This window comes from Tepidibacter mesophilus (genome assembly GCF_002724055.1).
Taxonomy (GTDB): Bacteria; Bacillota; Clostridia; order Peptostreptococcales; family Peptostreptococcaceae; genus Tepidibacter_A; species Tepidibacter_A mesophilus.
Window position 1 is genome coordinate 86,321 of sequence record NZ_BDQY01000001.1, and the last position, 25,859, is coordinate 112,179.

The window sequence follows — 25,859 nt, forward strand, 5'->3', positions numbered from 1 at the left end:
GCCCCCTTAAAATAGAGAATTTGTATCTATTATAAGTGCTACACTACCATTTCCTAAAATCGTAGCACCTGCTATAAAATTAATACCACTTAAATATTTTCCTAGCGATTTTATTACTATCTCTTGTTGCCCTATAAGTTGGTCAACTATTATTCCTAGATCTTTATCTCCTTTTTTTACAACTACAACAGTAGATTCTTCAGAGTATTCTAAACCTTCTTTTTGTGCATCTATTACATTCGTTAAATCTACAAGTGGAAGAGTTTTTTGTCTATATAAAACAATATCTTTTCCTTCTACATTTCTTATATCTTTTCTATCTATATTAGTTATTTCTTTTATATTATTCAATGGTATTGCATATTTTTCATGGCCTACCATAACCAATAATGCCTGAATTATTGCCAATGTTAATGGTAGTCTGATTATAAATCTAGTCCCCATATTAATTTGAGTCTCTAGTTCAACAATCCCTCCTAATGCTTCTATCTTTGTTTTAACTACATCAAGACCTACTCCGCGTCCAGATATATCAGATATTTTATCAGCCGTGCTAAATCCAGGAGAAAAAATTAAATTTGCAGCATCTTTGTCATCCATTACAAGTGATTGTTCTTTAGTTATTACACCTTTTTCTATTGCTTTACTTTTTACTTTTTCAACATTTATTCCTGCTCCATCATCACGAACTTCTATAACAACATTATTTCCATCTGGATAAGAAGATAATTTAACTGTTCCAACTTCATTTTTATTTGAAGCTTTTCTAATCTCGGGTGTCTCTATTCCATGGTCTATACAATTTCTTAAAAGATGTATAAGAGGGTCTCCAATTTCGTCTATTACAGTTCTATCTACTTCTGTTTCTTCACCCTCCATTATTAAATTAATTTCTTTATTCAATTCTTTTGATAAATCTCTTATCATTCTTGGAAATCTATTAAAAACTCTTTCAATAGGAACCATTCTAACCTTAGTCACAGCATCATGAAGACTAGTTGTTATAGTTTCCAGATATTCTATTGCTTCATTCATATTTTGAGTTTTAGAAGATATATCTATATCTTCCAGTCTAGTTTTTACGATTATAAGTTCACTAACTAAATTCATCAAGTTGTCTAATCTATCAATATCTACTCTTACAGTCTTTCCTGTCTTTCCTGTCTTTCCTGTTTTTTCTTTTTTTGATTTATTTGATTTGTTTTGTATTTCACTATCGGTTTTTATACTGTTAGTTTTAGATTCACCTTTATAATTTATATCATCATTTATAACTTTTTCATTTTGCTCAATACAATCATTTATTTTCACGTCTGATACTTCTGTTATTTGAACATCACTTATTTCAGATATATTTTTGATTTTATCTATTAGAACTTGTTTTTCAGAATTTGTAATAACTGTTATACTGAAATAATTCGAAAAAATCTCATCTTCTATATCTTCAACACAAGGATTTGAGTATATTATTTCTCCATCTTCTTCAACCGATTTAAATACCAAAAATGCTCTAGCTGATTTCAACATACAACTTTCATCTAAAGTTATTTTTAAATCATATGCATTTAATCCATCTTCTCTAGCTTTAGCTGCTATGTCATTTACATAATTTCTTTCATCTTCGATTTCTTCATTCTGGATATTTGAATCACTCAGTTTCGCACTTTCTTCATTTTCTACTTGTTCTAATCTATTTAATATATTCTCTATAGATTTATCTGATTCAGAACCTTCATTTTCAATATTTTTTACGAATTCTTCTAATATATCTAATCCCTCAAACAATATGTCTACTATGTTTGTGTTTATATTAAGTTTATTACCTCTTATATCATCAAGTACATTTTCCATTTTATGAGTGAGATTAGCCATTTTTGTAAATCCCATGGTAGAAGACATTCCTTTTAAGGTATGGGCTATTCTGAATATCTCATTTACTATTTCCATATTAGAAGCATCATTTTCTAAATCCAATAATCTTTGATTTAAATTATCCAAATGTTCTTTCGATTCATCTAAAAACATATCTATATATTGTTCTAAATCAAACATAATCTAAAACCTCCCCATTAATTTATTAATTTCTCTACCTATATAATCAAGTGGAATTACTTTATCCGCTAAACCTAAATTTATAATACTCTTAGGCATTCCAAATACTACACACGTAGATTCATCCTCAGCAATTGATATAACATTATTTTTTAATTCTTTTAGTTTTTGCAAACCTTTAGAACCATCACTTCCCATTCCTGTCATTACTACAGTTATTATCTTTTTTATATTTATTTCACACAACGAATAAAACATTGCATCTGCAGATGGCTTGTGTCCAGATACTTTTTCACCATCATCTAATATTATTTTTATGTTATTTCTTTCTTCTTTAAATTTCATATGTCTATTCCCAGGTGCTATATAAACAGTATTATTTCTTAACAATTCTCCATCTTCTGCTTCCTTAACATATAAGCTGGACATATTATTGAGTCTATTAGCTAGTGATTTTGTAAATCCTGCTGGCATATGCTGAACAATAACTATAGGAGAATTTATCTGGCCAGATAAATTTGATATTACATTTTGTAAAGCTCTAGGTCCGCCTGTTGACGTTGCTATCGCTATTATATTATCTTTATTTTCTTTTTTACTCAAGTTTTTATTAAAGTCATTTTTAACAGTATCAATAGTTTCAGTTTTGTGGCTATAACTTTTATTATCTGGTTTAATACCAGATGCCATTTTGACTTTATCTATAACTAGTCCCTTCATATCACTGTCATTTATTTTAAAAATATTAGATGGCTTAGTTATAAAATCAACTGCTCCCAATTCTAATGCCTTTATAGTTAAATCTGCTCCATTTTTAGTAAGACTACTTAGCATTACAACGGAAGTAGGTTTTTTTAGCATGATTTTTTTTAATGTATCAATTCCATCCATAAGTGGCATTTCTATATCGAGTGTTATAACATCAATTTTATTTTTCATTAATTTTTCAATAGCTTCTTTACCATTTCTTGCAAAATCAATAATCTCTATCTCCCTATCTGAAGATAAAATATCTTTTAGAAGTTTTCTTATAAAAGCTGAATCATCTACTATCAGTACTTTTATTTTATTCATATCAAATCAATCCTTTTTGCCTTAATATTCTTTGCTGTTTAAATATATAAGCAACTATATAATCCCGAATATTTTTAGATAATTCTATGAATTTAAGACTAATTTCAAACTGTTCAGAATTTTTTTCATATATATTACACCTTTTTACCTGTGATTTAATAGTTAACTCTTCATCGTCTATAAACATTTTACATATTACTAATTCATTTAAATCTAATTTAACATCAGATATAAATTTTAGCCCACCTTCACTTAAATTTTTTGTATATCCATTAGCCACAAAATTATCTTTATAGTAGACAGAAATTTGATTACTAACAGGAAGTCTATAGTAGTTTCTTCTTTGCTTTATTTTAGTTTCATCAATTTGCTTTATTTTGATATATGCTATATTTTCATTATTTCTATATATAACATTAGCATCAAAGCAATAAATTCCTTTATCCTTTATACTATAAGTAATACTAACTTTACTACCCTTAGGTATATTGATTAGTTTTCCTTTATATATTGGCATAGCTATTATATATTCATCTTCAGATATTATTTCCATTAATTGACTTATCAAATTTTTATTGATATCTATATACCCATCTGTAACTTTAATTTCTAATTTATCTCCTACTTCAAAAAAATTTTTGTATTTCATAAAAATATTTACCCCCCTAAAAATAAATTAGACAGTCTATTTATAAAATTATTAAATTTGTTTTTATTTTCTGTATTGCCTAATAATGAATCACAAATATTTTCTACATCTTTACTTGCTAAGCAATTGGGTGAATTCAGCATAAAAGGAACTTGCTTTTTTACTGAACTTCTAACATTTTTATCATCACTTATATATCCTAGATAGCTTATTGGCTTATTTAAAAATCGTTTTGACACCATCTCCATTTTTTTAAATGTAGTATCTGCTTCTTTTTTATTATCAACTCGATTTATAACCATATTTATTATTTTTTCATTTGTTTTTTTTGTGATTACTTTTATTAATGCATATGCATCAGCTATTGAGGTAGGTTCTGGAGTGGTCACTACAATAACTTCTTGGGCTGCCAATACAAATGACATTACTGACTTTGATATCCCAGCTCCTGTATCAATTAATATAAAATCAACATATTGTTTCAAATAAATCATATTATTTAATATTTTGTTAATTTTATATAATGGTAAGTCAGCCACCTCATTGATTCCTGCCCCACCAGAAATTATTTTTATTCCTAGAGGTCCCTCCACCATAATATCTTCTATTTTTACATTATCCTCTACCAAATCTATAAAACCATATTTTATATCTATTCCTAATAAAATTTCTATATTAGCAAGCCCTAAATCAGCGTCGATTACTAGAACTCTATTTCCCTTTTGCCTCAATGACAATGCCAAATTTAATGTAAAATTAGTTTTTCCTACTCCACCTTTCCCACTAGATATACAGATAACTCTAGGGTTTTCATTTGAATCTATGTTCCCTTCAGACACGTAATTGTATTTATTTTTTTTTAAAATAGCGCTTCTAAGTTTAGAGGCCTGATCCACAATCTTTCCCTCCCCAAATATCATCCACTATTTTTTTAATATTGAATTCTTCTATATCGTCAGGAACATTTTGACCATATGTTATATATTTTATTTTCTTTCCGAAATGATACAATACATCCAATATAATCCCAGTTCTAGATGTTTCATCTGTTTTTGTTATTATAATTTTATAATCGTCTAAAAAACTATATTTTTCTAAAATTTCTTTTATATCTTGTATATGCCAATTCGCGCTTAAAACTAAGAAAATATTTTTTTCTTCAAAACAATTTACAAACTGTTTTAATTCCTCCATATGTTCTTTATTTTTATGACTTCTTCCAGCAGTGTCTACAAATATTACGTCTTTATTTTTTAATCTCTGTACAGCGTAAGAAACGTCATTTAAGTCATATGCTACTTCAAGAGGAGCATTTAATATATCTGCATATATCTTCAATTGATCAACAGCAGAAATCCTATATGTGTCAAGTGTTAAAAAGCCTACCTTTTTATCATTTTTCAAAACTTGTTTTGAAGCAAGTTTTGCTAGAGTTGTAGTCTTGCCAACACCTGTAGTCCCTACAAAGATGTTAATTTTACCATCAAGATTAGCATTTTCATAATTATGATTTTCAAATTTTTCAATAAAATACTTTTTTATATGTTTTATGAAATCCTCATCTCCAAAGTGTTTATCATCTATGTTACTTAATATATCTTCAATTAACTCTTTAGATAATCCTATATTCTCTAATAAATCATAATTTTTTTTTAAATTTCCATTGTTACTATCATTATTTAAGTTAATATCTACTTTACTATTTATTTTCATCATCATAGTTTTTAGTTCTTGTATTTGAGTATTTATTTCACTTACATCTTTTTCTCTATTATAATTGCTTATGCTGTAGTCTTTTCCAAATTTATTTGATTCCTCTGTACTTTTATTTAATGGTTCTGGTTTTGTATGTTGATATTCAAAAGTTTTATTATCTATACTTTGTTTTTCTAATGCAGCCAAAACTTCTACTTTTTCCTTCCTAGAGATCCCAAATACATTTTTCACCTTTATTTTTTTAGTGTGTATTATTACTGCATCATCACCTAATTCATTTCTTACTTTCTTTATTGCTTCTTGAGCATTATCTGCAACAAACTTCTTTATCTGCATATTATATACTCACCGTCCCAACAGATTGTATTTTTACTTTAGGATCTATTTCGTTATACGAAAGAACTATTATATCATCACTGATTTGATCTATAAATCGCTTAAAATATATTCTTATAATAGGAGCCGTTACTATTATAGGCTGTTCCCCTATTGACAATAATTTTTCCACCTCTTTACTTAAACTCTCTACCACCCTTTGAGAAATGTGTGGATCTAAAGCTAAATAATTTCCAGTCTCCGACTGCTGTATAGAATCCATTATTGCTTGTTCTAAGTTGTTGTCTAAGTTTATAACTCTAGCTTGATTATCAGATATGAATTGTTTTGTAATAGATCTAAATAAAGACTGTCTTACATATTCTGTTAATGTATCCGGATCTTTAGTCAAAACACCATAATCTCCTAGCGTTTCTAAGATTGTGGCTAAGTTTCTTATAGATACACCTTCTTTTAATAAGTTAGATAACACTTTTTGAATTTCTCCCAATGAGAATAAATTTGGTATAACTTCATCTACTAAAGCCGCATTAGTTTCCTTTAGATTATCTATTAGCATTTTAACTTCTTGTCTTCCTAATAATTCATATGTGTACTTTTTTATAACCTCCGTTAAATGAGTAGATATTATCGATGGAGGATCTACAACTGTATATCCAAATATTTCTGCCTTTTCTCTTTCTTTTTCATCTATCCATTTAGCAGGCAGTCCAAATGCAGGTTCTATTGTATCAATCCCTACTACATCACCTTCTGCAACACCTGAATTCATAGCAAGGTAATGATCAAACATTATTTCACCTTTAGCTATTTCTACACCTTTTATTTTTATAATATATTCATTTGCCTCAAGTTGTATGTTGTCTCTTAATCTTATCATAGGAACAATAATCCCCATTTCAAGAGCACATTGTCTTCTAATCATAACTAATCTATCAAACAAATCTCCTCCTTGAGACTTATCAGCAAGAGGTATTATTCCATATCCAAATTCAAGTTCAATCGAATCAACTTGTAAAAGAGGCAATACATTTTCAGGTTTTCTTATATCCTCTATTTCATCATTAATTTCATTACCTTGTTTTTGAGAGTCAACATTGTCTTCTTCTGTATTTTGATTTGATTTTTTCAAATTAATACCTATAACCACAAATACAATTGATAGAATGAAATATGGAGTAAATGGCAGTGGTGTTAATGATAAAGAAAATAAAACACCCGCTATTATATACATTATTTTAGGTTCTTTAAAAAGCTGACTTATAACATCTTTTCCTAAATTAGATTCAGATGCTGCTCTGGTAACAACTATACCTGTAGCTGTTGAAATTAATAAAGCAGGCACTTGAGATACAAGTCCATCTCCAACAGTTAACAATGTATATCTTATTATAGCTTCCTGAATTGAAAGGTTTTGAAAAACAACCCCCATAACAAAACCAGCTAATATATTAATGATAGCAATCATTATACCCGCTATAGCATCTCCTTTTACAAACTTAGATGCTCCATCCATAGCCCCATAAAAATCAGCTTCCATTTGTATTTTTTTTCTTCTATCTCTAGCATCTCTCTCATCTATAAGACCTGAATTTAAGTCTGCATCTATTGCCATCTGTTTTCCTGGCATAGCGTCAAGGGTAAATCTTGCTCCTACCTCTGATACTCTTTCCGCTCCCTTAGTTATTACCATAAATTGAATTATAACTATTATAATAAATACTATAAAACCAACTAATGCGTTTCCACCCATTACAAAATTACCAAATGCTTCTATTACATTTCCAGCACTCCCTGTACCTAATATATATCTAGTACTAGTTATATTCAGCGCTAATCTAAACAATGTCGTAATTAATAGTAAGGATGGAAATACTGAAAATTCCAAAGCTTCTTTATTATATATTGCAATCAAAAGTATTAATAACGATAAAGATATATTTAAACTTAAAAGTATATCAAGTGCAAACAAAGGTATAGGTATTATTATCATTAAAATTATACCTATAATACCTAAGGTAACTATAATATCTCCTGATTTTTTCACTTTAACCACCCTATCTAGTCACATTTTTTAACGAATATACATAAGCAAGTATTTCTGCTATAGCTTCATATAGCTCGTGAGGTATTATATCTCCTATATTAACGGTTGAATACAACTGCCTTGCCAACGGTTTATTCTCTATTATTGGTACATCATTTTCTCTAGCTTTTTCTTTTATTTTTAGAGCGACCATATTTTTGCCCTTTGCAACTACATATGGTGCATCACTTTGAGTCTCATCATATCTTATAGCAACAGCAAAATGAGTAGGATTAGTTATTATAACATCAGCCTTTGGAACATCTTGCATCATTCTTCTCATAGCAGCTTGTCTTTGTTTTTCTTTTATTTTTGATTTTATTTGAGGATCTCCTTCAGACTGCTTATATTCCTCTTTAATTTCTTGTTTTGACATTTTTAAATTCTTATTGTGTTCATATACTTGGTACAAATAGTCAAATATCGATAATAACAAAAGATATAGTGATAATTTTATACCCAGACTAAGAGCTAAATCTACAAGATTGTACGAAATCTGAAATTTATTTAAATTGATGCTTTTCAGAATGTATACTATATTTTTTTTCATATAACTGTACGCTATTACTGTTAAAATCAATATTTTAAAACTAGATTTCGTAAATTCAAATAAAGCTTTTATAGAAAACATCCTTTTAAGACCTTCTATAGGATTTAATTTGTCAAATTTAAATTTTAAATTTTCAGTTGTGAATAAATTTCCAACTTGAGCTTTGCTAATTATAATAGATATCACTGCCGTTATAATTACTACTACAAATCCTATTTTCAATGCAAAATAAAAAATATACATTAAAAGTTTATATCCTATCAAAGTATTATCAAATTCAGTATTAAAAAAGTTATCTTTGAAAAACAAAAAACATTCATAGAAATTAGATACTATATATTTACCCAAGTATTTTAAACTTAATAAAGAGAATAATAATGTAATTGCTGAAGTTATTTCTTTACTTTGGACTACCTGTCCTTTTTTCCTAGCTTCTTGCTTTTTTTTAGGAGTAGCTTGTTCTGATTTTTCTCCTGAAAAAAGCTGCAAATTCATACGTATATGGCTCATATATCTCATCCTTGAAGTAGTTTTATAATATTAAATATAAATTTATACATATCCTTAAACACAGTCTCCATTATAGGCTCATAATATGGAAATACAATAGAAAGTATCAGTAATCCTAATAGCACTTTTATAGGCATTCCAACAACAAAAACATTCATCTGAGGCATAGTTCTAGCTAATATACCCAATATTAGATTCGTGGACAGTATTATTACAGTTACAGGTATTGATATTTTAATAGCCATAACAAATATATAATTGAATATGTCGATTGAAAACTGTAAAATACTAGAATCAAAGTTTATTTTACTATTAATAGGTAGTATATAAAAAGTATTAACTAAAGCTTTTATTAAATAGTGATGCCCATTAATTATTAAAAATACTAGTGTAGATATTATATAAATTAAGTTTCCAGTAATAGGTACTTGAAATCCATATTGAGGATCTACTACATTTGCCATACTAAATCCTAAATCTGTGTCGATAAAAGATCCAGCTAGAAAAAAAGTAGAAAAAACAATAAAAGCTATAAACCCTATAACCAAACCTATTCCCAGTTCTTTTATTGATAGAAATAATATTTGCAAAAATGGCATGTATTCTAAATTAGAACTATCTACAAAGGGCAATACTATATAAGCTAATATCATTGAAAATCCCAATTTAAAAATATTCGGAAGGTTCTTCCTTCCGAATATAGGTGATGCTATAAATAAACCTATACATCTTGCTAATATAAGCATGTACACATTTATATAATTTAATATTTGATTTAAAATATCATTCATATTATCATCTCTTTTATTTCATAAACTTGTCAAAATTTAAAAATAAATTTTGAGTGAAATTAACCATAGTATTTATCATCCAATGTCCAAATAACGCTAACGCCAAAAATGTAACTACAATTTTAGGTACAAACGACAATGTAGCTTCCTGTATTTGAGTTGTAGCTTGAAATATACTTACCAATAGACCAACTACAAGACTTATTATCAATATAGGAGATGATAACATTAAAATCATAGTTAAAGCCTGTTGCCCTAAATTAACAGCAGAACTTACATCCACTTTTTCACTTCCCTTTTATTTAAAACCTAATACAATAGATTTAACTATTAAATTCCAACCATCTACCAGTATAAATAGTAATACCTTAAATGGAAGGGATATCATTACAGGAGGTAACATCATCATACCCATAGACATTAATGTACTTGCAACAACCATATCTACAATTATAAAAGGTATAAATAGAACAAAACCCATTTGAAATCCTGTTTTAAGCTCACTTATTAAAAAAGCTGGAATAAGAACTCTATTAGGAACATCCTCCAATTTCAAATCATTACTTTTTTCTATTTTTGCTATTTCAATAAAAAGCAACATATCTTTTTCTCTAGTTTGCTTAAACATAAAATTCCTTACTGGCTCCATACCCTTTTTAAAAGCTTCTTCTTGACTTATCTGTTGATTAAAATAAGGATTTAACGCATTGTCATAAATTTCAGTTCCAACAGGAGCCATTATAAAAAACGTTAAGAATAAAGCAAGTCCAATTAAAACTTGAGTAGGTGGATTTTGTTGAGTTGCTAGTGCATTTCTCAAGAAAGATAAAATTATTATTATTCTAGTGAACGAAGTCATCATTATTATTATTGTAGGCAATAATGAAAGAACAGTAAATAATAATATTATCTCAACAGTATTACTCAAATTACTTGGATCTGTAGTTCCATTTATATCCAATGAAATATTAGGTACCTCCGGTTGTCCCCATGTCAAACTCGTTGTACATAAAAAAACTATAACAACAAAAAAGATCTTTTTAAATTTCTTCACTTATATCATCCTTATTCTCAAAAGTATCTATTTTAATGAACTTATCTTGAGAAATACCTATTAAATATTCTCTATTTTTATATACAATTAAAACCAACTCTTTATCTTTATTCACTAAAAGTCTTTCTTTTATTTTAATACTTTTATTTTTATTAATGAACTCATTTTTTTTAGCTAAGTATTTAGATGTAATATGAGCCAAATAAAGTATTATTATAAAAATGCATATATATCCTAACATTTTCATAATTAGGTTGAATATATCCATATTTTTTATCCTAAAACCTTTTTAACCGCTTCTAATACTCTATCTGCTTGGAAAGGCTTAACAATAAAATCTTTAGCTCCCGATTGGATGGCTTCAATTACCATGCCTTGCTGTCCCATAGCAGAACACATTATTACACTAGCTGATGGATCTACTTTTTTAATTTCTTTAACAGCTTGTATACCGTCCATTTCGGGCATTGTAATATCCATTATTACAAGATTAGGTTTTAACTCCTTATACTTTTCAACTGCTTTTAATCCATTTTCAGCTTCACCAACGACTTCATAACCATTTTTAACCAATATATCCTTAATCATCATTCTCATAAAAGCTGCATCGTCTACTAACAATATACTTTTTGACATTTTAAAATTCCTCCTCTAAATTACTATACTATTTTACTTTTATTTATTATATTGATCTTAATCTTTTTTCAGGTTTTATAATATCAGTTATTCTTATACCATAATTTTCATCTATAACTACAACTTCTCCTTTTGCGACTTTTTTAGAATTCACTAATATATCTAATGGTTCTCCTACCAACTTATCTAGCTCTATTATTGTTCCTGGAGAAAATTCTAATATATCATCTATACTTTTTCTAGTTCTTCCTAGTTCTACAGTTACATTTAATAATACATCTTTAATTATATCTATATTTTCAGGCATATTATTTGAATTTATATTTGGAGATTCGAAGCTTTCAAATTTTACTGGTTGAACATTTACTGGAGACTCAATATTTTGTTTATTTTGGCTATAAGTACTTTTTTGAGACGCATTAGATACTTCTTCAATATAACTATTATCAGTAAAAGTGGATTTATTATTATTATTGCTATTATTGGTATTAATTTCTTCATTTGATGATAAATCGTCAGAATCCCCATATAACATATTATCAACCAAACTCTTAGCAAAGTCAATAGGTAGCAATTGCATTATATTACTATCAATTAAGTTACCTATAGTCATTCTAAATGAAATTCTTACTATTTTTTCATCATTCTTCATAAACTTAAAATCATAATCTTCGTCAGATAAATTAACTTTATATACTCTAGGTGGATTTATATCTATTTTTTTTGATATCATATCGGATAATGCAGTAGCAGAAGACCCAATCATCTGATTCATAGCCTCACTTATAGCACTTAAATGTATTTCATCTAATTCATCAGGAAGATTTGTTTCCCCATCTCCACCCATCATAAGAGAAGTGATTACCTTAACATCTTCTTCTTTTAAAACCAGCAAATTACTTCCATTTAATCCCTCTTTATATCCTACTTCAACAGAAACAAATGGTAGTGGATATTTGCTAGCTATTTCATTTAAAGTAACAATATCTACGGTTGGAGTAGTTATGCTTACCTTGTGACCTAACAAAGTGAATAAAGTTGTAGCAGCTGTTCCCATACTTATATTTCCAATTTCTCCAACAGCATCTTTTTCTATATCATTTAATAAAATTTTATCTTTATCTGTATCTTCAGAAGAAACTTCTTCTAAGCTCCCCTTTAAAAGAGCATTGATTTCTTCTTGTGACAGCATATCATTCATCATAATTATCATCACCCTTTTCAATGACTTGCGTTACCTTTATAGCATACTTATTTTTTTTAGTACCTGGAGAACCTTTAAATTTAAATTTATCTGATATTTTTATATCTAAATTTTCATTAGCTTCTTTTCCTAAACTTATAATATCACCTATTTGAAGATTTAAAAATTCTTCCACGGTTATATTTGTTTGAGCCAATTCAGCAATTACATCTAAATCTGCTTTTTTTATTTTTTTTTCTAATAATACTTTTTCTTCTGGAGTTATTTTTTTATTGTTAGAAGCAGTTGAAAACCAAAATTTAGTACTCAATTTTGGCAAAATAGGTTCTAAAACAATATGTGGTATACAAATATTTATAAGCCCTTCTATCTCTCCGATTTTAGCTTTTAGAGTTACTAAAGCTACAGTTTCATTAGGAGAAACAATTTGTGCAAATTGTGAATTTGTCTCTATCTTGTCAACTTTAGGAGAAAGTTCTATTACATTTTCCCACGGCTCAATGAAAAGTTTTATAATTTGTTTAAGCATCTTAGTAAGTATGGTTATTTCAATTTCTGTAAAACTTCTTATTTCACCTTGATAATTTCCATTTCCTCCCAATATCCTATCTATAATGCAAAATGAAAGTCCTGTAGATATTTCATATAACATTTGTCCTGGTAAAGGATTTAGATCTACCATGGACAACATAGCTGGGTTAGATATTGAGTTGCTAAATTCATAGTATGATAGTTCTTCTACCGAAAGCACATCTATTTGAACATAACTTCTTAAATATCCAGATAAAAAAGTGTTTAACAACCTGGAATAGTTATCATGTATTATATGAAGAGTACGCAATTGATCTTTTGCTAGTTTTTTAGGGCTCTTGAAATCATATTTTTTTATTTTTTTCTCTTTTGTATCATCTTGAATTTCTTCGACATCTACTTCTCCAGTATTTAAAGCATCCAGCAAAGCATCTATTTCACTTTGCGATAATATTTCAGACAACTACTCCACCTGCCTTTATTGAACTATATAATCTGTAAAATATACATTTTTTATAGATTTTAAATCTAAGTTTCCGGATAAATTCGATATTAATTCTTTCTCTAATTTATCTAAACCTTCATTACTAGTCATTTTTTCAGGATCTTGAGATATTATTACTTTTAATATAGTATCCCTTATTATAATATTCTTTTCTGTCATTATTTTTATATCATCTTCATCAGTAGATTCTATTACAATCTTACCTTTGAAATAGTGGTTTGAATCTCCCATATTAGTAGAAAATTCACCTGCATCATAATTGAATGTTTTCAAATCTTGATTGGATTTATTCGAGTCTTTAAAATACACAAGATATAAAGTAGATCCAAATATTAATAAAGATATTATAAATCCTATGACTGAAAATATCATAATTTTTTTTGTGTTCATTTTGTGAGCCTCCAATCTTATTGGCTGATTTATTCTAATTTTTTAGTATAACTATGTCTACTCTTCTATTTTTAGCTTTATTCTCATCTGAAGTATTTGGTACGACAGGATGATATTCGCTATAACCTGATGCCGATATACGTTCTGGATTAATCCCCGTTCCTTCAACTAAAAACCTAACCACATTACTAGATCTTGCTACAGACAGCTCCCAATTCGTGGGATATTTTGAACTATATTTTATAGGGTCATTATCGGTATGTCCTTCTATCCTTATCAGTTTATCATTAAATTCTTTTTTATTTAAAAGATCAGATATATATCTTAAAGTAACTTCTGATTTTGGTTTTAATACTGCCCTACCAGAACTAAACAGCACATTATCTTGAAATCTTAAAAGCATACCTGAATTTTCATTAAGAACTTTAACATCTTCATTTAGGTTATTATCATCTAAATATTTTTTAATTTTTCTTTCGAGATTGTCAAAGTCTTCCATCTCTTTTTGCTGATTTGTGCTTTTATCGTCTTTAAGACCTTTATCTATATACTGTTCATTAGATAAAGTCTTTCCCCCATCTAAAAAGCCTAAAGCCCCATCGAATGACTGTACTATAGATTGAAACTTTTGAACGTCTACTGATGACATGGAAAAAAGCAAAACAAAAAAGCAAAGTAATAAAGTTACCATATCACCATAAGTAGCCATCCATTCAGGTGCACCCTGTTTTGCTTCTTCTTGCCTCTTCTTTCTTGCCATATTAAGCTTCTCCTTCCTGTAGGTGTCTTCTGATAGAAGGAGGTAAGAATGCTTTTAGTTTTTCTTCTATTATTCTTGGATTTTCGCCGGCCTGTATTGATAAAAGTCCTTCAACTATAATTTCTCTTTCAAGAGTCTCTTCTCTACTTCTAATTTTTAATTTATTAGCTATTGGTATAAATATCATGTTAGCCAAGAACGATCCATAAAATGTTGTAAGAAGTGCAACAGACATAGCAGGTCCAATGGCTGATGGATCTTCTAGTTTTTTAAGCATATTTATAAGACCTATAAGTGTACCTACCATACCAAATGCAGGAGCTAAGCTTCCCATAGTTTCAAATAATCCTTGACCTGATTTATGTCTTTCCTCTAAAAATTCAAGTTCCGTTTCCAATAATGTTCTAACAAGATCTGGATCAGTTCCATCTACAACCAACATAACTCCTTTTTTTATGAAATCATCATCTATTCCAGAAGACGATTCTTCAAGAGCTAATAAACCCTCTTTTCTAGCTTTATTTGCAAGTTCAATCATACTTTCTATAACTTCGTTTGGATTACTTTGTCTCTCTTTAAATACCTTTTGAGTAAGTTTCATTATTTCTTTAACTTTAGGAAGAGGATAAGCAACTAAAGTAGCTGCTATTGTTCCTCCTACAACTATCATTATAGATGCAACATCTATAAATGCTCCTAAACTTCCATTTAGTAAAATACTACCTATAATTAAAACAAACCCTAATACTATTCCTATGAGTGTTCCTAAATCCAAGTACTACACCCCATTTCTGCTATCTACTATTTTGATAATATCTTTTTTAAAAGTTTTTACTTTTTGAATTATAGTATCTATGTCTTCTTTTACTATATATTTATGTCCATTAACCAAAGTTATTACTGTATCTGGTGTATTTTCTAACGTTTCTATCAACTCACAATTTATTACAAACTCTTCTTCATTTAGTCTCTTTACTTTTATCATATATTACCCTTCTATCTCTTTAAATTTACAAGTTCTTCAATCATAGAGTCAGTAGTAGTTATAACCCTTGAATTAGCCTGGAATCCTCTTTGAGTAGTAATCATATTAGTAAACTCTTGTCCTAAATCTACATTTGACATTTCAAGTGATCCTGGATTAAGTTCTGCAAATCCATCTTGGCTCGGCTTTCCTATATTTGCAGTTCCTGAGTTTCTAGTTTCCAAAAACATATTTGATTGAAACTTTTGAAGCGCTGCAGGATTTTTAAAATTAGCAAGTGCAACTCTACCAAGAATTCTTCTTTGCCCATTATCAAAAGCTCCTATAACTTCTCCATTAGGTGCTACAGCAAATTCACTTAAAGCTCCTTGCTTATATCCTTTTATAAACGTAGCACCTGCATTAGACTTGTCTGCAAATTGAGTTAAATTACTCAAATTCATTTCAACATTTAAAGCATCTGCACCCTTTGTTAAATCAGTTCCAATATTAAATGTCATTTTTGAAGGACTACCATCTAATACTTTACCATTTTTATCGAATTTTATAGTAAAAGATGTACAAGAGAACCCTTCTCCAGGATTTGTTTCATTGTTAGCTTCTCCAGTAGTAGTATCATACTTATTAGTTTTCCCATTTGTTATCATCCCACCATCAGGATTCATATACATAGCATCTACTTGCCATGTACTTTCTCCATTAGTACTATCCACAGATTGTTTAGTAAATAATAACTTCACTTGATGTACATTACCAAAGTCGTCAAATACCTCTATTGTAGTTTCTCTTCCCAAAGATTTACTCATCTCTTCATTTTCTTGAGTATATATAGGCTTTCCTGCTGCCTTTGATCTTTCTTCATTAAAGCTATATATAGCAGGATTTGTAGTTCCTTTTTCTCCTATAATATCTCCTTTTGCAGTTCCTGTATCATCTACTAATTTGACAGTGTTAGAATCTAAATTCCCTCCAAATGTAACTATTTCCTCACCTGGTATAGGAGGAACAGATGGTTTAGTAGCTTGAGGTGGATATACTACTGATTTATCTATTTTTAAGCCTTCTATACTACTTTTAAGTCTTCCTGTATCGTCAGCCATATATCCAAGTACCTTGTATCCATCTTGAGTAACTAAATTTCCACCACCATCTATTGAAAAGTTTCCTGCTCTTGTATAATATCTATTTAAAAAGTTAGTATCATCAGATACCATGAAATAACCTTCTCCATTTATCATAAGATCTGTTGTATTATCAGTTCTTTCAACTGCTCCTCTTTTTTGAAGTACATCAATAGATGCTACATCTGCACCAAGACCTATCTGCATAGGATTAGTTCCTCCACGTCCATCTTGAGCTCCACCTGCACCTTTTATAGTTTGTGCAAAAGTTTCCTTAAATGTAACTCTGGACCCTTTAAAGCCTACAGTATTTACATTTGCTATATTATTACCTATAACATCCATTTTTGTTTGATGTGCTTTTAAACTTGACACTGCAGAATACATTGATCTCATCATAATAAATTACCTCCCCAGAACTTATTAATTAATTACTAATATTTTCATTAAAATTTATATACTTCTATTCTAAGATTTCATTTTTAACATCTATATCATATTCTTTTTCCTTTTTTATTCCATCTTCAGTTTCTGATTTTATTACTAGTTTCATATCAGAAGTTAGCTTTGTATTGTCTGTTACAGGATTTCCATCCTTGTCATATACTTTTGCTGTTGCTTTATCTGTTATTATTAATCCATCAATTAATTGTTTTGCTGTTGTATCTGCTGGAATTTCCTTTATACTTTCATCTTTTAATATACCTATTTTACTGTTTATTATGTCACAATCATTTCCATTAAACTGTTTTAGCTCTTTTATAAGTTCATCTATCTGTTGCTCTACATTTTTATTTGCAGTTACAAAATTATTATTTAAAGATTTTATACCCTCAAATACACCTTGGAAAGATGTATTCAAATTTTGCATTTGTTCAAGTGAACTGAACTGTGCCATTTGAGATATAAATTCTTTATCTTCCATAGGCTTTAAAGGATCTTGATATTTCAACTGGGTTGTCAGTAATTTTAGAAAATCATCTTTTCCAAGATTTCCACTTTTTTTATTTATAGTTGTAGTTTCAGTTGCATTTATAGGTGTAGTTTTTATATTAGCACCTGTTATATCCGACATTATACTCCCCCCTTATACTAATCCATTAAAGTTATCATCTTCAAAGAGATATGGATTTTGTATTTCGTCTGATTGATCTTCTAATTCTATATCTATATTTTTACTTATTTTTTTATTATAAGCCATAGCCTCTAATATATTTTTATGTTTATTAAGATCTCCTTGACTGTCTACAGATACGCTTAAACTCTGTATATTGATTCCTTGTTCAGAAAGATTATTCTTAAGTTCTTCCATATTGCCCTCTATAATTGTTTTTACTTCGTCATTTTCTGCTATGAAATTAGCACTTAAAATTCCTCTTTCTAGTACAATCTTAAGTGTTAATTTTCCCAAATGTTCTGGTTCTAATTGCATTTGTATGCTTGAATTATTTTTATCTGTTATTATCTTACTATTTTTTACAATTTGGTTTATTATATTGTAAGAATCTATATTGTTAGGTTTATTATTAATTGAAACTCCAGTGCTTGCCTTTATTCCATTCGTTATCTTACCTATATTTAAATTTTGGAAATTAAAATCATTTTCAGTTTCATCTTGTTTATCTTTAATTAAAAAGTTTTTATTTATATTATCTAAATCTTCATTTTGATTATAACTTGTATTTTGATTTAAATCTTTATTTATTTGATTTGAATTTTTGTTTTGTAGACTTTCTTGTTTTGCATTATTGTCTTCTATTTTCGTATACTCTTCTTTTGTATTTTCATCAACAGTTATACCTTTTTTTACATTTGTATCATTTCTTTCTATATATTTTGAGTTGACATTCTTTTGGTTAATTATTAATTCTAATTTACTTAATATTTCTGATTTCACTTCTGTTGGTATAAACTCAGCATCTTCTAATTTTATTAGAAGATCTTTAAAATCTTCAATATTTACTTGCCCATTATCTATTTTTTCAATAAGCTCATTAATATTTTTTTGAATATTTTCTATTTCTTTTTGATTATCAATTTCTATATTAAGAGACTGTAAAATAGACATTACATTTTCTAAATCTTCTTTAACATTTTTTTCATTAAGATCTATATCTTCATTTTTATCAATATCAAGTACTTCAGATTTGTCGATACTTTTATTTTCAGTGCTTATTTCCTCTTTATCTTCTGTTTTAATATTTTTATTTTCAGTGCTTATTTCTTCTTTATCTTCTGTCTTAACATCTTTACTTTCATTGCTTATTTCATCTTTTTGTTGCTTCTTTACGTCTTTACTTTCAGTACTTATCTCTTCTTTATCTTCTGTCTTAACATCTCTGTTTAGAACTCTTTTTTCATTTTTCATATTTATATCTTTATTATCATTTTTTTTCGAATAAGAATCTAGTTTTTTTCTAAAATCTAATTTGTCGCTTATATAATCTTTTTTATTTATTTCTTTTATATAGTCTTTTTTCAAATTAAAATTTATAGGCATCAAATTATTCAATAGCCTCCCCCCCTTTTTTATTGTTTTGGTAATCCTATTTTCCTGCTTATTTCTGATGCTTTTTTGTCATCTAAATTCGATATAACGTCAGATAATAATTTAGGTTTTAATTGTTTCAAAACTTCTACCATAAGATCTTCTTCAGTTATAATGAATGCTTTTTCTTCATCTATTTTATATTCTTTATATTTAGGTTTATTTGACGTCATTTCATTTACTAAATTAGATAATTCTCTTGAGTCCATTTTTTCATAAGATAATCTTAGTGTTTTTAAATCTCTATTATATACCTCTAATACCTTCAATGTATTATTTATATCGTCAGATATACCTTTAATGTTTTCTTCTTTCTCGTTTAATTGCTCAAAAAGTTTTATTTCTTTTAAAACAACGTCTAAATAATCACTATCTTCAAATTCACAAAGTATCTTACTAGCTTGTAAGTAATCCATGTTAGCAAATATAACCCCTAAATTTTGTTCTGAATACGTATCTCTATTCTGTAATTGCATACTTGCTTCTTCAGTTTTTTTATTTGAATATATATCGGATAAAGTCTGCATATCATATATATACTTTTTATGTATCTGAGTTTGATTTTGTATATCTTTATAATATTTTTGAGATAAATTTTCTTTTATGCTCTGCGATATATTGTCATCCATATAGTATAGTACTTTTGCACTATATTCGGGTTTGAAATTTTCAATGATTTTTGCAACCTCTTCAAAATCTAAATTTAAATCTATTATATTTTGTTCTAAATCATTAATAGTTCCTAACAAACCCAGTTTCGTATAATTTTTAGCAATTTCTTCATTATACAATGCTTGTTCCTTTTCTATTGAATCTATTTCTCTTTGAAGTATATCTTTTTTAATTTTTTTATCTCTTATTTGTTGAACTAGTCCATTAGTAGAGGATAAATCGTATTTTTTCATTTTCATAATTATATCTTCGTATAATTTTTGATCTTCCTTTTCCATAATTATTAGTTTATCGATAGCTCTTTCTTCATCTAATGACAAATAATATCTTGCTAATTTATTCTTTCTATCTTCCTGTTCTTTAAGAGATGGTATTTGTTCAAAACGTTCACCAATAATAGGTGCTTTTTTCAAAATATTATTAGTCATTGCACTTATCTGATTATTCGTATAATAAAGAATTGTAAAAGTTGTAAATAAAACACCTATTATCATTAACGGTATTTTCTTTTTCTTTTTAGGTTTGTCCACTTTTTTTGTATTTTCTTCCATATTTACCTCCTAGTTACTCATGCTATGTTTAAATGTAACTATCTGATCTACAAACTTTTCCTCTTCTTTTTTAATTTTTTCATTAAATTTAACAATATCTTTTTCTTTTATTTTTTCAAACGTCTTTTTTTCTCTCGTCACCTGTATATACTCATTTTTCTTTATATCTAATTTATTTTGGGCTAATTTTAAATCTTCAAATAAATTTCTAATTTTAATATTTATTGAATCTATAAATCCATTCATAAGCTTAATCTCATTAATGCTAGTGCCTACATTCATATTTTTTTTAATTTGATGATTTTTAGTTTCTTTAATTCCGTTTAATTTTTCTATTTGAAGTTTAATGTTACCAATCTCATTGTTAATTTCATTTATTTCTATTTTCTTATTTTCTTCTAGTTTTTGTTTTATTTCTAATATTTTCTCAAATCTAAATTTATACTTCAACAAACACACCTCTATTCTTTAAATATATTAAATAACGTTTTTATAACATCTTCATATTCAAATCTATCGTGTGTCCACTGTTTTAAAAAAGAATTAATTTCATCTATTTTCTGTATTGCCATATCAATTTTCGGATTAGAACCTGGTGCATAAGCTCCTATATTTATCAAATCTTCTGCATCCCTATATGTTGCTAAAAGGTCTTTAAGTTTATTCGCAACTTGTATATGTTCTTTGTTTGTTATATTACTCATAACTCTACTTGCACTTGACAATACCTCTATAGCAGGATAATGATTTTTATTTGCAAGATTTCTTGACAATACTACGTGTCCATCAAGTATTCCTCTTACCGCATCAGCTATGGGTTCATTCATGTCATCTCCATCTACAAGAACCGTATACAAACCTGTGATAGATCCTTTATCTGAGTTCCCTGCTCTTTCTAAAAGCTTTGGTAGTACCGCAAAAACAGATGGTGTATATCCTTTTGTAACAGGCGGTTCTCCTATGGCAAGACCTACTTCTCTTTGTGCCATAGAGAAACGAGTCAAAGAGTCCATCATAAGTATTACATTTTTGCCCATATCTCTGAAATATTCAGCTATCGAGGTTGCAAGTAATGCCCCTTTCATTCTAACTAGAGGTGGTTGATCTGATGTTGCAATTACTATTACTGATCTTTTTAAGCCTTCTTCTTGTAAATCATTTTCTATAAATTCTCTTACTTCTCTTCCTCTTTCTCCTACCAATGCTATTACATTTATATCTGCCTTTGTATTTCTAGCAATCATTCCTAAAAGTGTTGATTTACCTACTCCTGAGCCTGCAAATATCCCTATTCTTTGACCTTTACCACAAGTTAATATACCATCTAAGGCCTTTACTCCTAAAGGCAGAGGTGTATCTATTTTTTCTCTTTTTAGAGGGTTTGGTGGTTGATTCATAACAGGGTAACTAAGTTTGAGATTCAATTTGTTTTTATCATCTATAGGATTTCCTAACCCGTCTAGAACTCTTCCTAATAACTCTTCTCCAACTTTAACCTCAAGTCCGTGGCCACTCGCTATAACCTTACTTCCTGGACCTATTCCATCCATTTCTCCAAGAGGCATCAATAGTACGGTTTCTGATTTAAACCCTACAACTTCAGCTAATATTGGTTGTTCAGATTTTATAGGATATATAAAACATAATTCTCCAAGCTTTACAGCAGGTCCTTTTGACTCTATAGTAAGACCAACTACTTGAGATACTTTACCAGTATACTGAATTAAATTAATTTCTTCCAGTTTTTGAAAATATTTAGATACATCTATAGACTTCATTATTATCATCATCCTAAATTAGACTTAAAAATTCTTCTTTTACTATTTTAAATTGACTTTTTATACTCGGATTAATACTCCCAGCGTTAGTGTCTATTATTAAATCTCCCTTTTCAAGAGACTTATCTACTTTTATTTGAATGTCATCTATATTACCTGCCATTGCAAGTATTTTATCTCTTGATGAATTAACTTTCTCAAAATCGTCGACATTAACTCTTACTGTTAATTTTTCAGTGAAGGTTAATTTGTTCAAGGCTTCTTTTATAAGATTTAATATTATCTCATCATCTTCATCTAGTTTTATTTTAATAATTTTATCTACCGAATTTATTACTAAATTTATAATATCTTTTTCTATTTCATCTATCTGATCTTTTTTCCATCTAATAACATCATTTTTTATGCTTATGGCTTTATCGATTTCTAATTTATATTTATCTATACTTTTTTCTTGTCCATCTTTAAATCCTTCTTCATAACCTTTTTGATAACCCTCTTGTTTGTATTTATCTAACTCTAATTCTGCTTTTTCATTGGCTGAGTTTATAATATTTTCATATTCTTTGTGAGCTGTTTCTATTATGCTATTTTTTTCTTTCATAGCATCTTCTTTCACAAATTCTATTTGTTTTAAAATATTTTTTTTTTCCAAAACTAAATTTTCTATTTCATTTTGTATTCTTATTTTTTCTTCATGAAATTTATTCTCTGTATTAATCATTTGAGGCTCAAGTCCAATAACTTTTTCTTCACTAATATTAACTTGATTATACTTTATAATTCTAGACAATTAGTTCATCTCCTCCGCCTCTTGAGATTACTATTTCTCCCGATTCTTCAAGTTTTCGTATATTGCCAACAATTTTTTGTTGAGCTTCTTCTACATCTTTTAATCTAACAGGACCCATAAATTCCATATCTTCTTTTATCATATCTGCTAAACGTTTTGACATATTAGAGAATATAATTTCTGCAACCTCTTGAGTTGCACCTTTTAATGCAATTGCAAGCTCATTGTTATCAATTTCTCTAATAAATCTTTGTATAGATACATTATCAAGTGTAATAATATCCTCAAATACAAACATTCTCTTCTTAATATCTTCAGCAAGTTCAGGATCTGACATTTCAAGATCTTCCATAATATATTTTTCAGTTCCTCTGTCTACAGAGTTTAATATATCCACAATAGACTGAACTCCACCTACAGTTGTGTAGTCTTCTGTAACAAGATTTGATAGTTTATTTTCAAGAACTAATTCTATCTCTTTTATAACTTCAGGATACGTTCTGTCCATAGTAGCAATTCTTCTTGCGACTTCAGCTTGCTTATCATGAGAAAGACTTGAAAGTATTTGTCCTGATTTTTCAGAATCTAAATAAGATAATATTAATGCTATAGTTTGAGGATGTTCATTTTGTATAAAATTCACAATCTGAGATGCATCAGCTTTTCTCGCAAAATCAAAAGGTTTAACTTGTAATGATGCTGTTAATCTGTTAATAATTTCTATAGCCTTATCTTGCCCTAGAGCTTTTTCTAGAACGTCTTTTGCATAACCTATTCCACCCTCTGATATAACATCTTGTGCTAAGCAAACCTCATAAAATTCTTGTAATATTTTTTCTTTTACTTCTGATTCTACTTTTTTCATATTGGCAATTTCTAGTGTTATTTCTTCTATTTCTTCTTCAGATAAATATTTGAACATTTTAGCAGAATATTCAGGTCCAAGTGTTATTAAGAGTATAGCTGCTTTTTGCTTGCCGCTTATCTCATTTTTACTCTTTTTTACCAAACTCAATCACCTCTTATTCCTCATCTATCCAGCTTTTTAATAGCTGTGCCACTATTTCTGGGTTTTTGTTAACAAGATTTTCTATGCTCTTTTTATATCCAGATTCTTTTATATCTAATTCTAACTCTTCTATTTCTTCTTGCATTATATTTATATCTTCTGATTCTTCTTCTTTCTTTTTTGCTTCTTTTTCTTTTTTAAGCTTCATAATATATAATATACATATACATATAGGTATTAATATAAGAAGTATTATTAATATAATAGTCCATATCGGCATGTTCAGCTTTCCTGTATCGAGTTCATCTGCTCCCTCATTTAAAGTATTGTTAAATGATTGTGCATATACCTCTACTCTTTTAGTGTCTATCCCTGCAGCACTAGACACTGTATTTACTATTTCTTTTTTCTTCTCATCAGTTAATTCTTTGTCAGGTAATATTTCACTATTAAGAACTACTGCTACCGTTATATCTTGTATTTGTCCTTTAGCTTTTTCAACTTTTCTAACTATTTCATTTAATTCATAATTCACTGTTTTATCAAAATTGTTATATTCAGAATCTTCACTTTCTTCTTGCTTATATGTGGTTATTTCTTCAGTATTACTATCTGTTCCTGGTACTCCTCCATTTTGAGAATTCTTAACTGATTCATTTTTTTCTTGCATACTCCTTATAAGACCATTTTCTTCTCCTTCTATAGGAGTATTATATTCTTTTGTTTCAGTTATATCAGTATCAAAATTAAGCTTTACACTGGCCATAACAGATACATTCCCATTACCATATATAGTAGATAAAAACTTAACCAAATTGTTTTCTATATCTTCTTTTGCTTTATTTTGAATTTCTAATTGATTTGCAGATTCATAAGATTCTTCATTTTCTTTTTTATTAAGAACTCGTCCACTAGAATCATGAATAGTTATATTATCAACACTTAATCCTTGAACTGAATTAGATACTAAAAATGCTATTCCTTCTATGCTTTGCTTATTCAAACTAAATCCATCATTTAACTCTATTACTACAGACGCCTTCGCACTTTCCTTATTTTCATCTAATATGAAAGTAGAATCTTTTGGTATGCTCAAATTAACATCAGCTTTTTTAATAGCAGGCATTTCTTCTATAACAGATTCTATTTGATTTTGAAGAGCATAATTGAAAACCTTATTTTTTTCATCTTCACTCATAAACATTGTATTCTTATCTAATAAATCATCATATGAAAATTTAGTACTAGGTATACCTTTTGTTGATAAATCCATTTTTATCTTGTTTATCTGTTCTTTTTTAACTAGTATGGTACCCTCATCATTTATCTTATAATCAATTTTGAGTTCATCTAAATTTTTGGTTATGTTTGCAGCTTCCTTTATATCTAGATCTTTATATAAAACACTATATTCAGGCTTTGTAATATTTAGTATAGCTAATGTACTTATAACTAGTATTAATATAAATCCAACAAATACATTTATCTTTTGTTTTTTAGTATATTTACTTAAAAATGTAACTACAGTTTCTTTTATTTTCAAAAAATTCTCACCCAT

The 25,859-nt window shown here is 28.2% G+C and carries 27 protein-coding genes; all 27 read right to left on the reverse strand.

The genetic code is table 11. The features are described from left to right. Positions 1-6 precede the first annotated feature (6 nt). Positions 7-2,052 (reverse strand): chemotaxis protein CheA, encoded by a 2,046-nt coding sequence (locus tag Tmeso_RS00410; protein WP_099187203.1) that lies wholly within the window; start codon positions 2,050-2,052, stop codon positions 7-9. A 3-nt stretch (positions 2,053-2,055) separates the two neighbouring features. Next, entirely contained in the window at positions 2,056-3,126 is a 1,071-nt protein-coding gene (locus Tmeso_RS00415; RefSeq protein WP_099187204.1) for a protein-glutamate methylesterase/protein-glutamine glutaminase, read from the reverse strand. A gap of 1 nt (position 3,127) precedes the next feature. Next, positions 3,128-3,775: a flagellar brake protein gene (locus Tmeso_RS00420; RefSeq protein WP_099187205.1), complete on the reverse strand. Its 648-nt coding sequence runs from the start codon at positions 3,773-3,775 to the stop codon at positions 3,128-3,130. 8 nt (positions 3,776-3,783) lie between these two features. After that, positions 3,784-4,671, reverse strand: coding sequence for a MinD/ParA family protein (locus Tmeso_RS00425; RefSeq protein ID WP_187296167.1), 888 nt, complete (start codon positions 4,669-4,671; stop codon positions 3,784-3,786). After that, complete coding sequence (gene flhF, locus Tmeso_RS00430) at positions 4,655-5,827, reverse strand: flagellar biosynthesis protein FlhF (RefSeq protein ID WP_099187207.1); 1,173 nt, start codon at positions 5,825-5,827, stop codon at positions 4,655-4,657. The genes Tmeso_RS00425 and flhF overlap by 17 nt, the downstream gene beginning before the upstream one ends. A gap of 1 nt (position 5,828) precedes the next feature. Further along, on the reverse strand, positions 5,829-7,820 hold the full coding sequence (flhA, locus tag Tmeso_RS00435; protein ID WP_242967801.1) for a flagellar biosynthesis protein FlhA: 1,992 nt from the start codon (positions 7,818-7,820) through the stop codon (positions 5,829-5,831). Positions 7,821-7,884: 64 nt separating this feature from the next. Further along, positions 7,885-8,973: a flagellar biosynthesis protein FlhB gene (flhB, locus tag Tmeso_RS00440; RefSeq protein WP_099187209.1), complete on the reverse strand. Its 1,089-nt coding sequence runs from the start codon at positions 8,971-8,973 to the stop codon at positions 7,885-7,887. A 5-nt stretch (positions 8,974-8,978) separates the two neighbouring features. After that, on the reverse strand, positions 8,979-9,764 hold the full coding sequence (fliR, locus tag Tmeso_RS00445; RefSeq protein WP_099187210.1) for a flagellar biosynthetic protein FliR: 786 nt from the start codon (positions 9,762-9,764) through the stop codon (positions 8,979-8,981). A 13-nt stretch (positions 9,765-9,777) separates the two neighbouring features. Further along, entirely contained in the window at positions 9,778-10,047 is a 270-nt protein-coding gene (fliQ, locus tag Tmeso_RS00450) for a flagellar biosynthesis protein FliQ (RefSeq protein WP_099187211.1), read from the reverse strand. 15 nt (positions 10,048-10,062) lie between these two features. After that, positions 10,063-10,818, reverse strand: coding sequence for a flagellar type III secretion system pore protein FliP (gene fliP / locus Tmeso_RS00455; protein WP_099187212.1), 756 nt, complete (start codon positions 10,816-10,818; stop codon positions 10,063-10,065). Beyond that, positions 10,805-11,065 carry a flagellar biosynthetic protein FliO gene (locus tag Tmeso_RS00460; RefSeq protein ID WP_145993125.1) on the reverse strand — a complete coding sequence of 87 codons (261 nt, stop codon included), beginning with the start codon at positions 11,063-11,065 and terminating at the stop codon, positions 10,805-10,807. Before Tmeso_RS00460 ends, fliP begins: the two co-directional genes overlap by 14 nt. Before the next feature lie 26 nt (positions 11,066-11,091). Then, positions 11,092-11,454, reverse strand: a complete 363-nt coding sequence (locus Tmeso_RS00465) for a response regulator (protein ID WP_099187214.1) — start codon at positions 11,452-11,454, stop codon at positions 11,092-11,094. A gap of 46 nt (positions 11,455-11,500) precedes the next feature. Continuing rightward, on the reverse strand, positions 11,501-12,655 hold the full coding sequence (gene fliY, locus Tmeso_RS00470) for a flagellar motor switch phosphatase FliY (protein ID WP_099187630.1): 1,155 nt from the start codon (positions 12,653-12,655) through the stop codon (positions 11,501-11,503). Then, positions 12,648-13,652, reverse strand: coding sequence for a flagellar motor switch protein FliM (fliM, locus tag Tmeso_RS00475; protein ID WP_099187215.1), 1,005 nt, complete (start codon positions 13,650-13,652; stop codon positions 12,648-12,650). Before fliM ends, fliY begins: the two co-directional genes overlap by 8 nt. Before the next feature lie 15 nt (positions 13,653-13,667). Continuing rightward, positions 13,668-14,084 carry a flagellar basal body-associated FliL family protein gene (locus tag Tmeso_RS00480; RefSeq protein WP_099187216.1) on the reverse strand — a complete coding sequence of 139 codons (417 nt, stop codon included), beginning with the start codon at positions 14,082-14,084 and terminating at the stop codon, positions 13,668-13,670. Between the two features lie 34 nt (positions 14,085-14,118). Beyond that, positions 14,119-14,844, reverse strand: coding sequence for a flagellar motor protein MotB (locus Tmeso_RS00485; protein WP_099187217.1), 726 nt, complete (start codon positions 14,842-14,844; stop codon positions 14,119-14,121). A gap of 1 nt (position 14,845) precedes the next feature. After that, positions 14,846-15,619 (reverse strand): flagellar motor protein, encoded by a 774-nt coding sequence (locus Tmeso_RS00490; protein ID WP_099187218.1) that lies wholly within the window; start codon positions 15,617-15,619, stop codon positions 14,846-14,848. 3 nt (positions 15,620-15,622) lie between these two features. Continuing rightward, positions 15,623-15,829 (reverse strand): flagellar FlbD family protein, encoded by a 207-nt coding sequence (locus Tmeso_RS00495; RefSeq protein ID WP_099187219.1) that lies wholly within the window; start codon positions 15,827-15,829, stop codon positions 15,623-15,625. Between the two features lie 11 nt (positions 15,830-15,840). Continuing rightward, a complete protein-coding gene (locus Tmeso_RS00500; protein WP_099187220.1) occupies positions 15,841-17,349 on the reverse strand; it encodes a flagellar hook protein FlgE in 1,509 nt (502 codons plus the stop codon). Positions 17,350-17,413: 64 nt separating this feature from the next. Then, entirely contained in the window at positions 17,414-18,025 is a 612-nt protein-coding gene (locus Tmeso_RS16670) for a flagellar hook assembly protein FlgD (protein ID WP_207653812.1), read from the reverse strand. Between the two features lie 12 nt (positions 18,026-18,037). Beyond that, positions 18,038-19,462 carry a flagellar hook-length control protein FliK gene (locus Tmeso_RS00510; protein WP_099187221.1) on the reverse strand — a complete coding sequence of 475 codons (1,425 nt, stop codon included), beginning with the start codon at positions 19,460-19,462 and terminating at the stop codon, positions 18,038-18,040. A 17-nt stretch (positions 19,463-19,479) separates the two neighbouring features. After that, positions 19,480-20,721, reverse strand: a complete 1,242-nt coding sequence (locus Tmeso_RS00515) for a hypothetical protein (RefSeq protein ID WP_099187222.1) — start codon at positions 20,719-20,721, stop codon at positions 19,480-19,482. A gap of 9 nt (positions 20,722-20,730) precedes the next feature. Then, positions 20,731-21,171, reverse strand: coding sequence for a flagellar export protein FliJ (gene fliJ, locus Tmeso_RS00520; protein WP_187296168.1), 441 nt, complete (start codon positions 21,169-21,171; stop codon positions 20,731-20,733). Positions 21,172-21,182: 11 nt separating this feature from the next. Beyond that, positions 21,183-22,499 (reverse strand): flagellar protein export ATPase FliI, encoded by a 1,317-nt coding sequence (gene fliI, locus Tmeso_RS00525; RefSeq protein ID WP_099187224.1) that lies wholly within the window; start codon positions 22,497-22,499, stop codon positions 21,183-21,185. Positions 22,500-22,512: 13 nt separating this feature from the next. Then, positions 22,513-23,292: a FliH/SctL family protein gene (locus Tmeso_RS00530; RefSeq protein ID WP_099187225.1), complete on the reverse strand. Its 780-nt coding sequence runs from the start codon at positions 23,290-23,292 to the stop codon at positions 22,513-22,515. Beyond that, positions 23,285-24,301, reverse strand: a complete 1,017-nt coding sequence (fliG, locus tag Tmeso_RS00535) for a flagellar motor switch protein FliG (protein WP_187296169.1) — start codon at positions 24,299-24,301, stop codon at positions 23,285-23,287. Before fliG ends, Tmeso_RS00530 begins: the two co-directional genes overlap by 8 nt. A 13-nt stretch (positions 24,302-24,314) precedes the next feature. After that, positions 24,315-25,859 (reverse strand): flagellar basal-body MS-ring/collar protein FliF, encoded by a 1,545-nt coding sequence (fliF, locus tag Tmeso_RS00540; protein WP_099187227.1) that lies wholly within the window; start codon positions 25,857-25,859, stop codon positions 24,315-24,317.

What these genes read in the sequence shown, in the direction of transcription:
- Tmeso_RS00410 (WP_099187203.1), bottom strand. Translation starts at nt 2,052, where the DNA reads ATGTTTGATTTAGAACAATATATAGATATGTTTTTAGATGAATCGAAA.
- Tmeso_RS00415 (WP_099187204.1), bottom strand. Translation starts at nt 3,126, where the DNA reads ATGAATAAAATAAAAGTACTGATAGTAGATGATTCAGCTTTTATAAGA.
- Tmeso_RS00420 (WP_099187205.1), bottom strand. Translation starts at nt 3,775, where the DNA reads ATGAAATACAAAAATTTTTTTGAAGTAGGAGATAAATTAGAAATTAAA.
- flhF (WP_099187207.1), bottom strand. Translation starts at nt 5,827, where the DNA reads ATGCAGATAAAGAAGTTTGTTGCAGATAATGCTCAAGAAGCAATAAAG.
- flhA (WP_242967801.1), bottom strand. Translation starts at nt 7,820, where the DNA reads ATGATAATAATACCTATACCTTTGTTTGCACTTGATATACTTTTAAGT.
- flhB (WP_099187209.1), bottom strand. Translation starts at nt 8,973, where the DNA reads ATGAGCCATATACGTATGAATTTGCAGCTTTTTTCAGGAGAAAAATCA.
- fliR (WP_099187210.1), bottom strand. Translation starts at nt 9,764, where the DNA reads ATGAATGATATTTTAAATCAAATATTAAATTATATAAATGTGTACATG.
- Tmeso_RS00460 (WP_145993125.1), bottom strand. Translation starts at nt 11,065, where the DNA reads ATGAAAATGTTAGGATATATATGCATTTTTATAATAATACTTTATTTG.
- Tmeso_RS00465 (WP_099187214.1), bottom strand. Translation starts at nt 11,454, where the DNA reads ATGTCAAAAAGTATATTGTTAGTAGACGATGCAGCTTTTATGAGAATG.
- fliY (WP_099187630.1), bottom strand. Translation starts at nt 12,655, where the DNA reads ATGAATGATATGCTGTCACAAGAAGAAATCAATGCTCTTTTAAAGGGG.
- Tmeso_RS00480 (WP_099187216.1), bottom strand. Translation starts at nt 14,084, where the DNA reads ATGAACACAAAAAAAATTATGATATTTTCAGTCATAGGATTTATAATA.
- Tmeso_RS00485 (WP_099187217.1), bottom strand. Translation starts at nt 14,844, where the DNA reads ATGGCAAGAAAGAAGAGGCAAGAAGAAGCAAAACAGGGTGCACCTGAA.
- Tmeso_RS00495 (WP_099187219.1), bottom strand. Translation starts at nt 15,829, where the DNA reads ATGATAAAAGTAAAGAGACTAAATGAAGAAGAGTTTGTAATAAATTGT.
- Tmeso_RS00500 (WP_099187220.1), bottom strand. Translation starts at nt 17,349, where the DNA reads ATGATGAGATCAATGTATTCTGCAGTGTCAAGTTTAAAAGCACATCAA.
- Tmeso_RS16670 (WP_207653812.1), bottom strand. Translation starts at nt 18,025, where the DNA reads ATGTCGGATATAACAGGTGCTAATATAAAAACTACACCTATAAATGCA.
- Tmeso_RS00515 (WP_099187222.1), bottom strand. Translation starts at nt 20,721, where the DNA reads ATGGAAGAAAATACAAAAAAAGTGGACAAACCTAAAAAGAAAAAGAAA.
- fliI (WP_099187224.1), bottom strand. Translation starts at nt 22,499, where the DNA reads ATGAAGTCTATAGATGTATCTAAATATTTTCAAAAACTGGAAGAAATT.
- fliF (WP_099187227.1), bottom strand. Translation starts at nt 25,859, where the DNA reads ATGGGTGAGAATTTTTTGAAAATAAAAGAAACTGTAGTTACATTTTTA.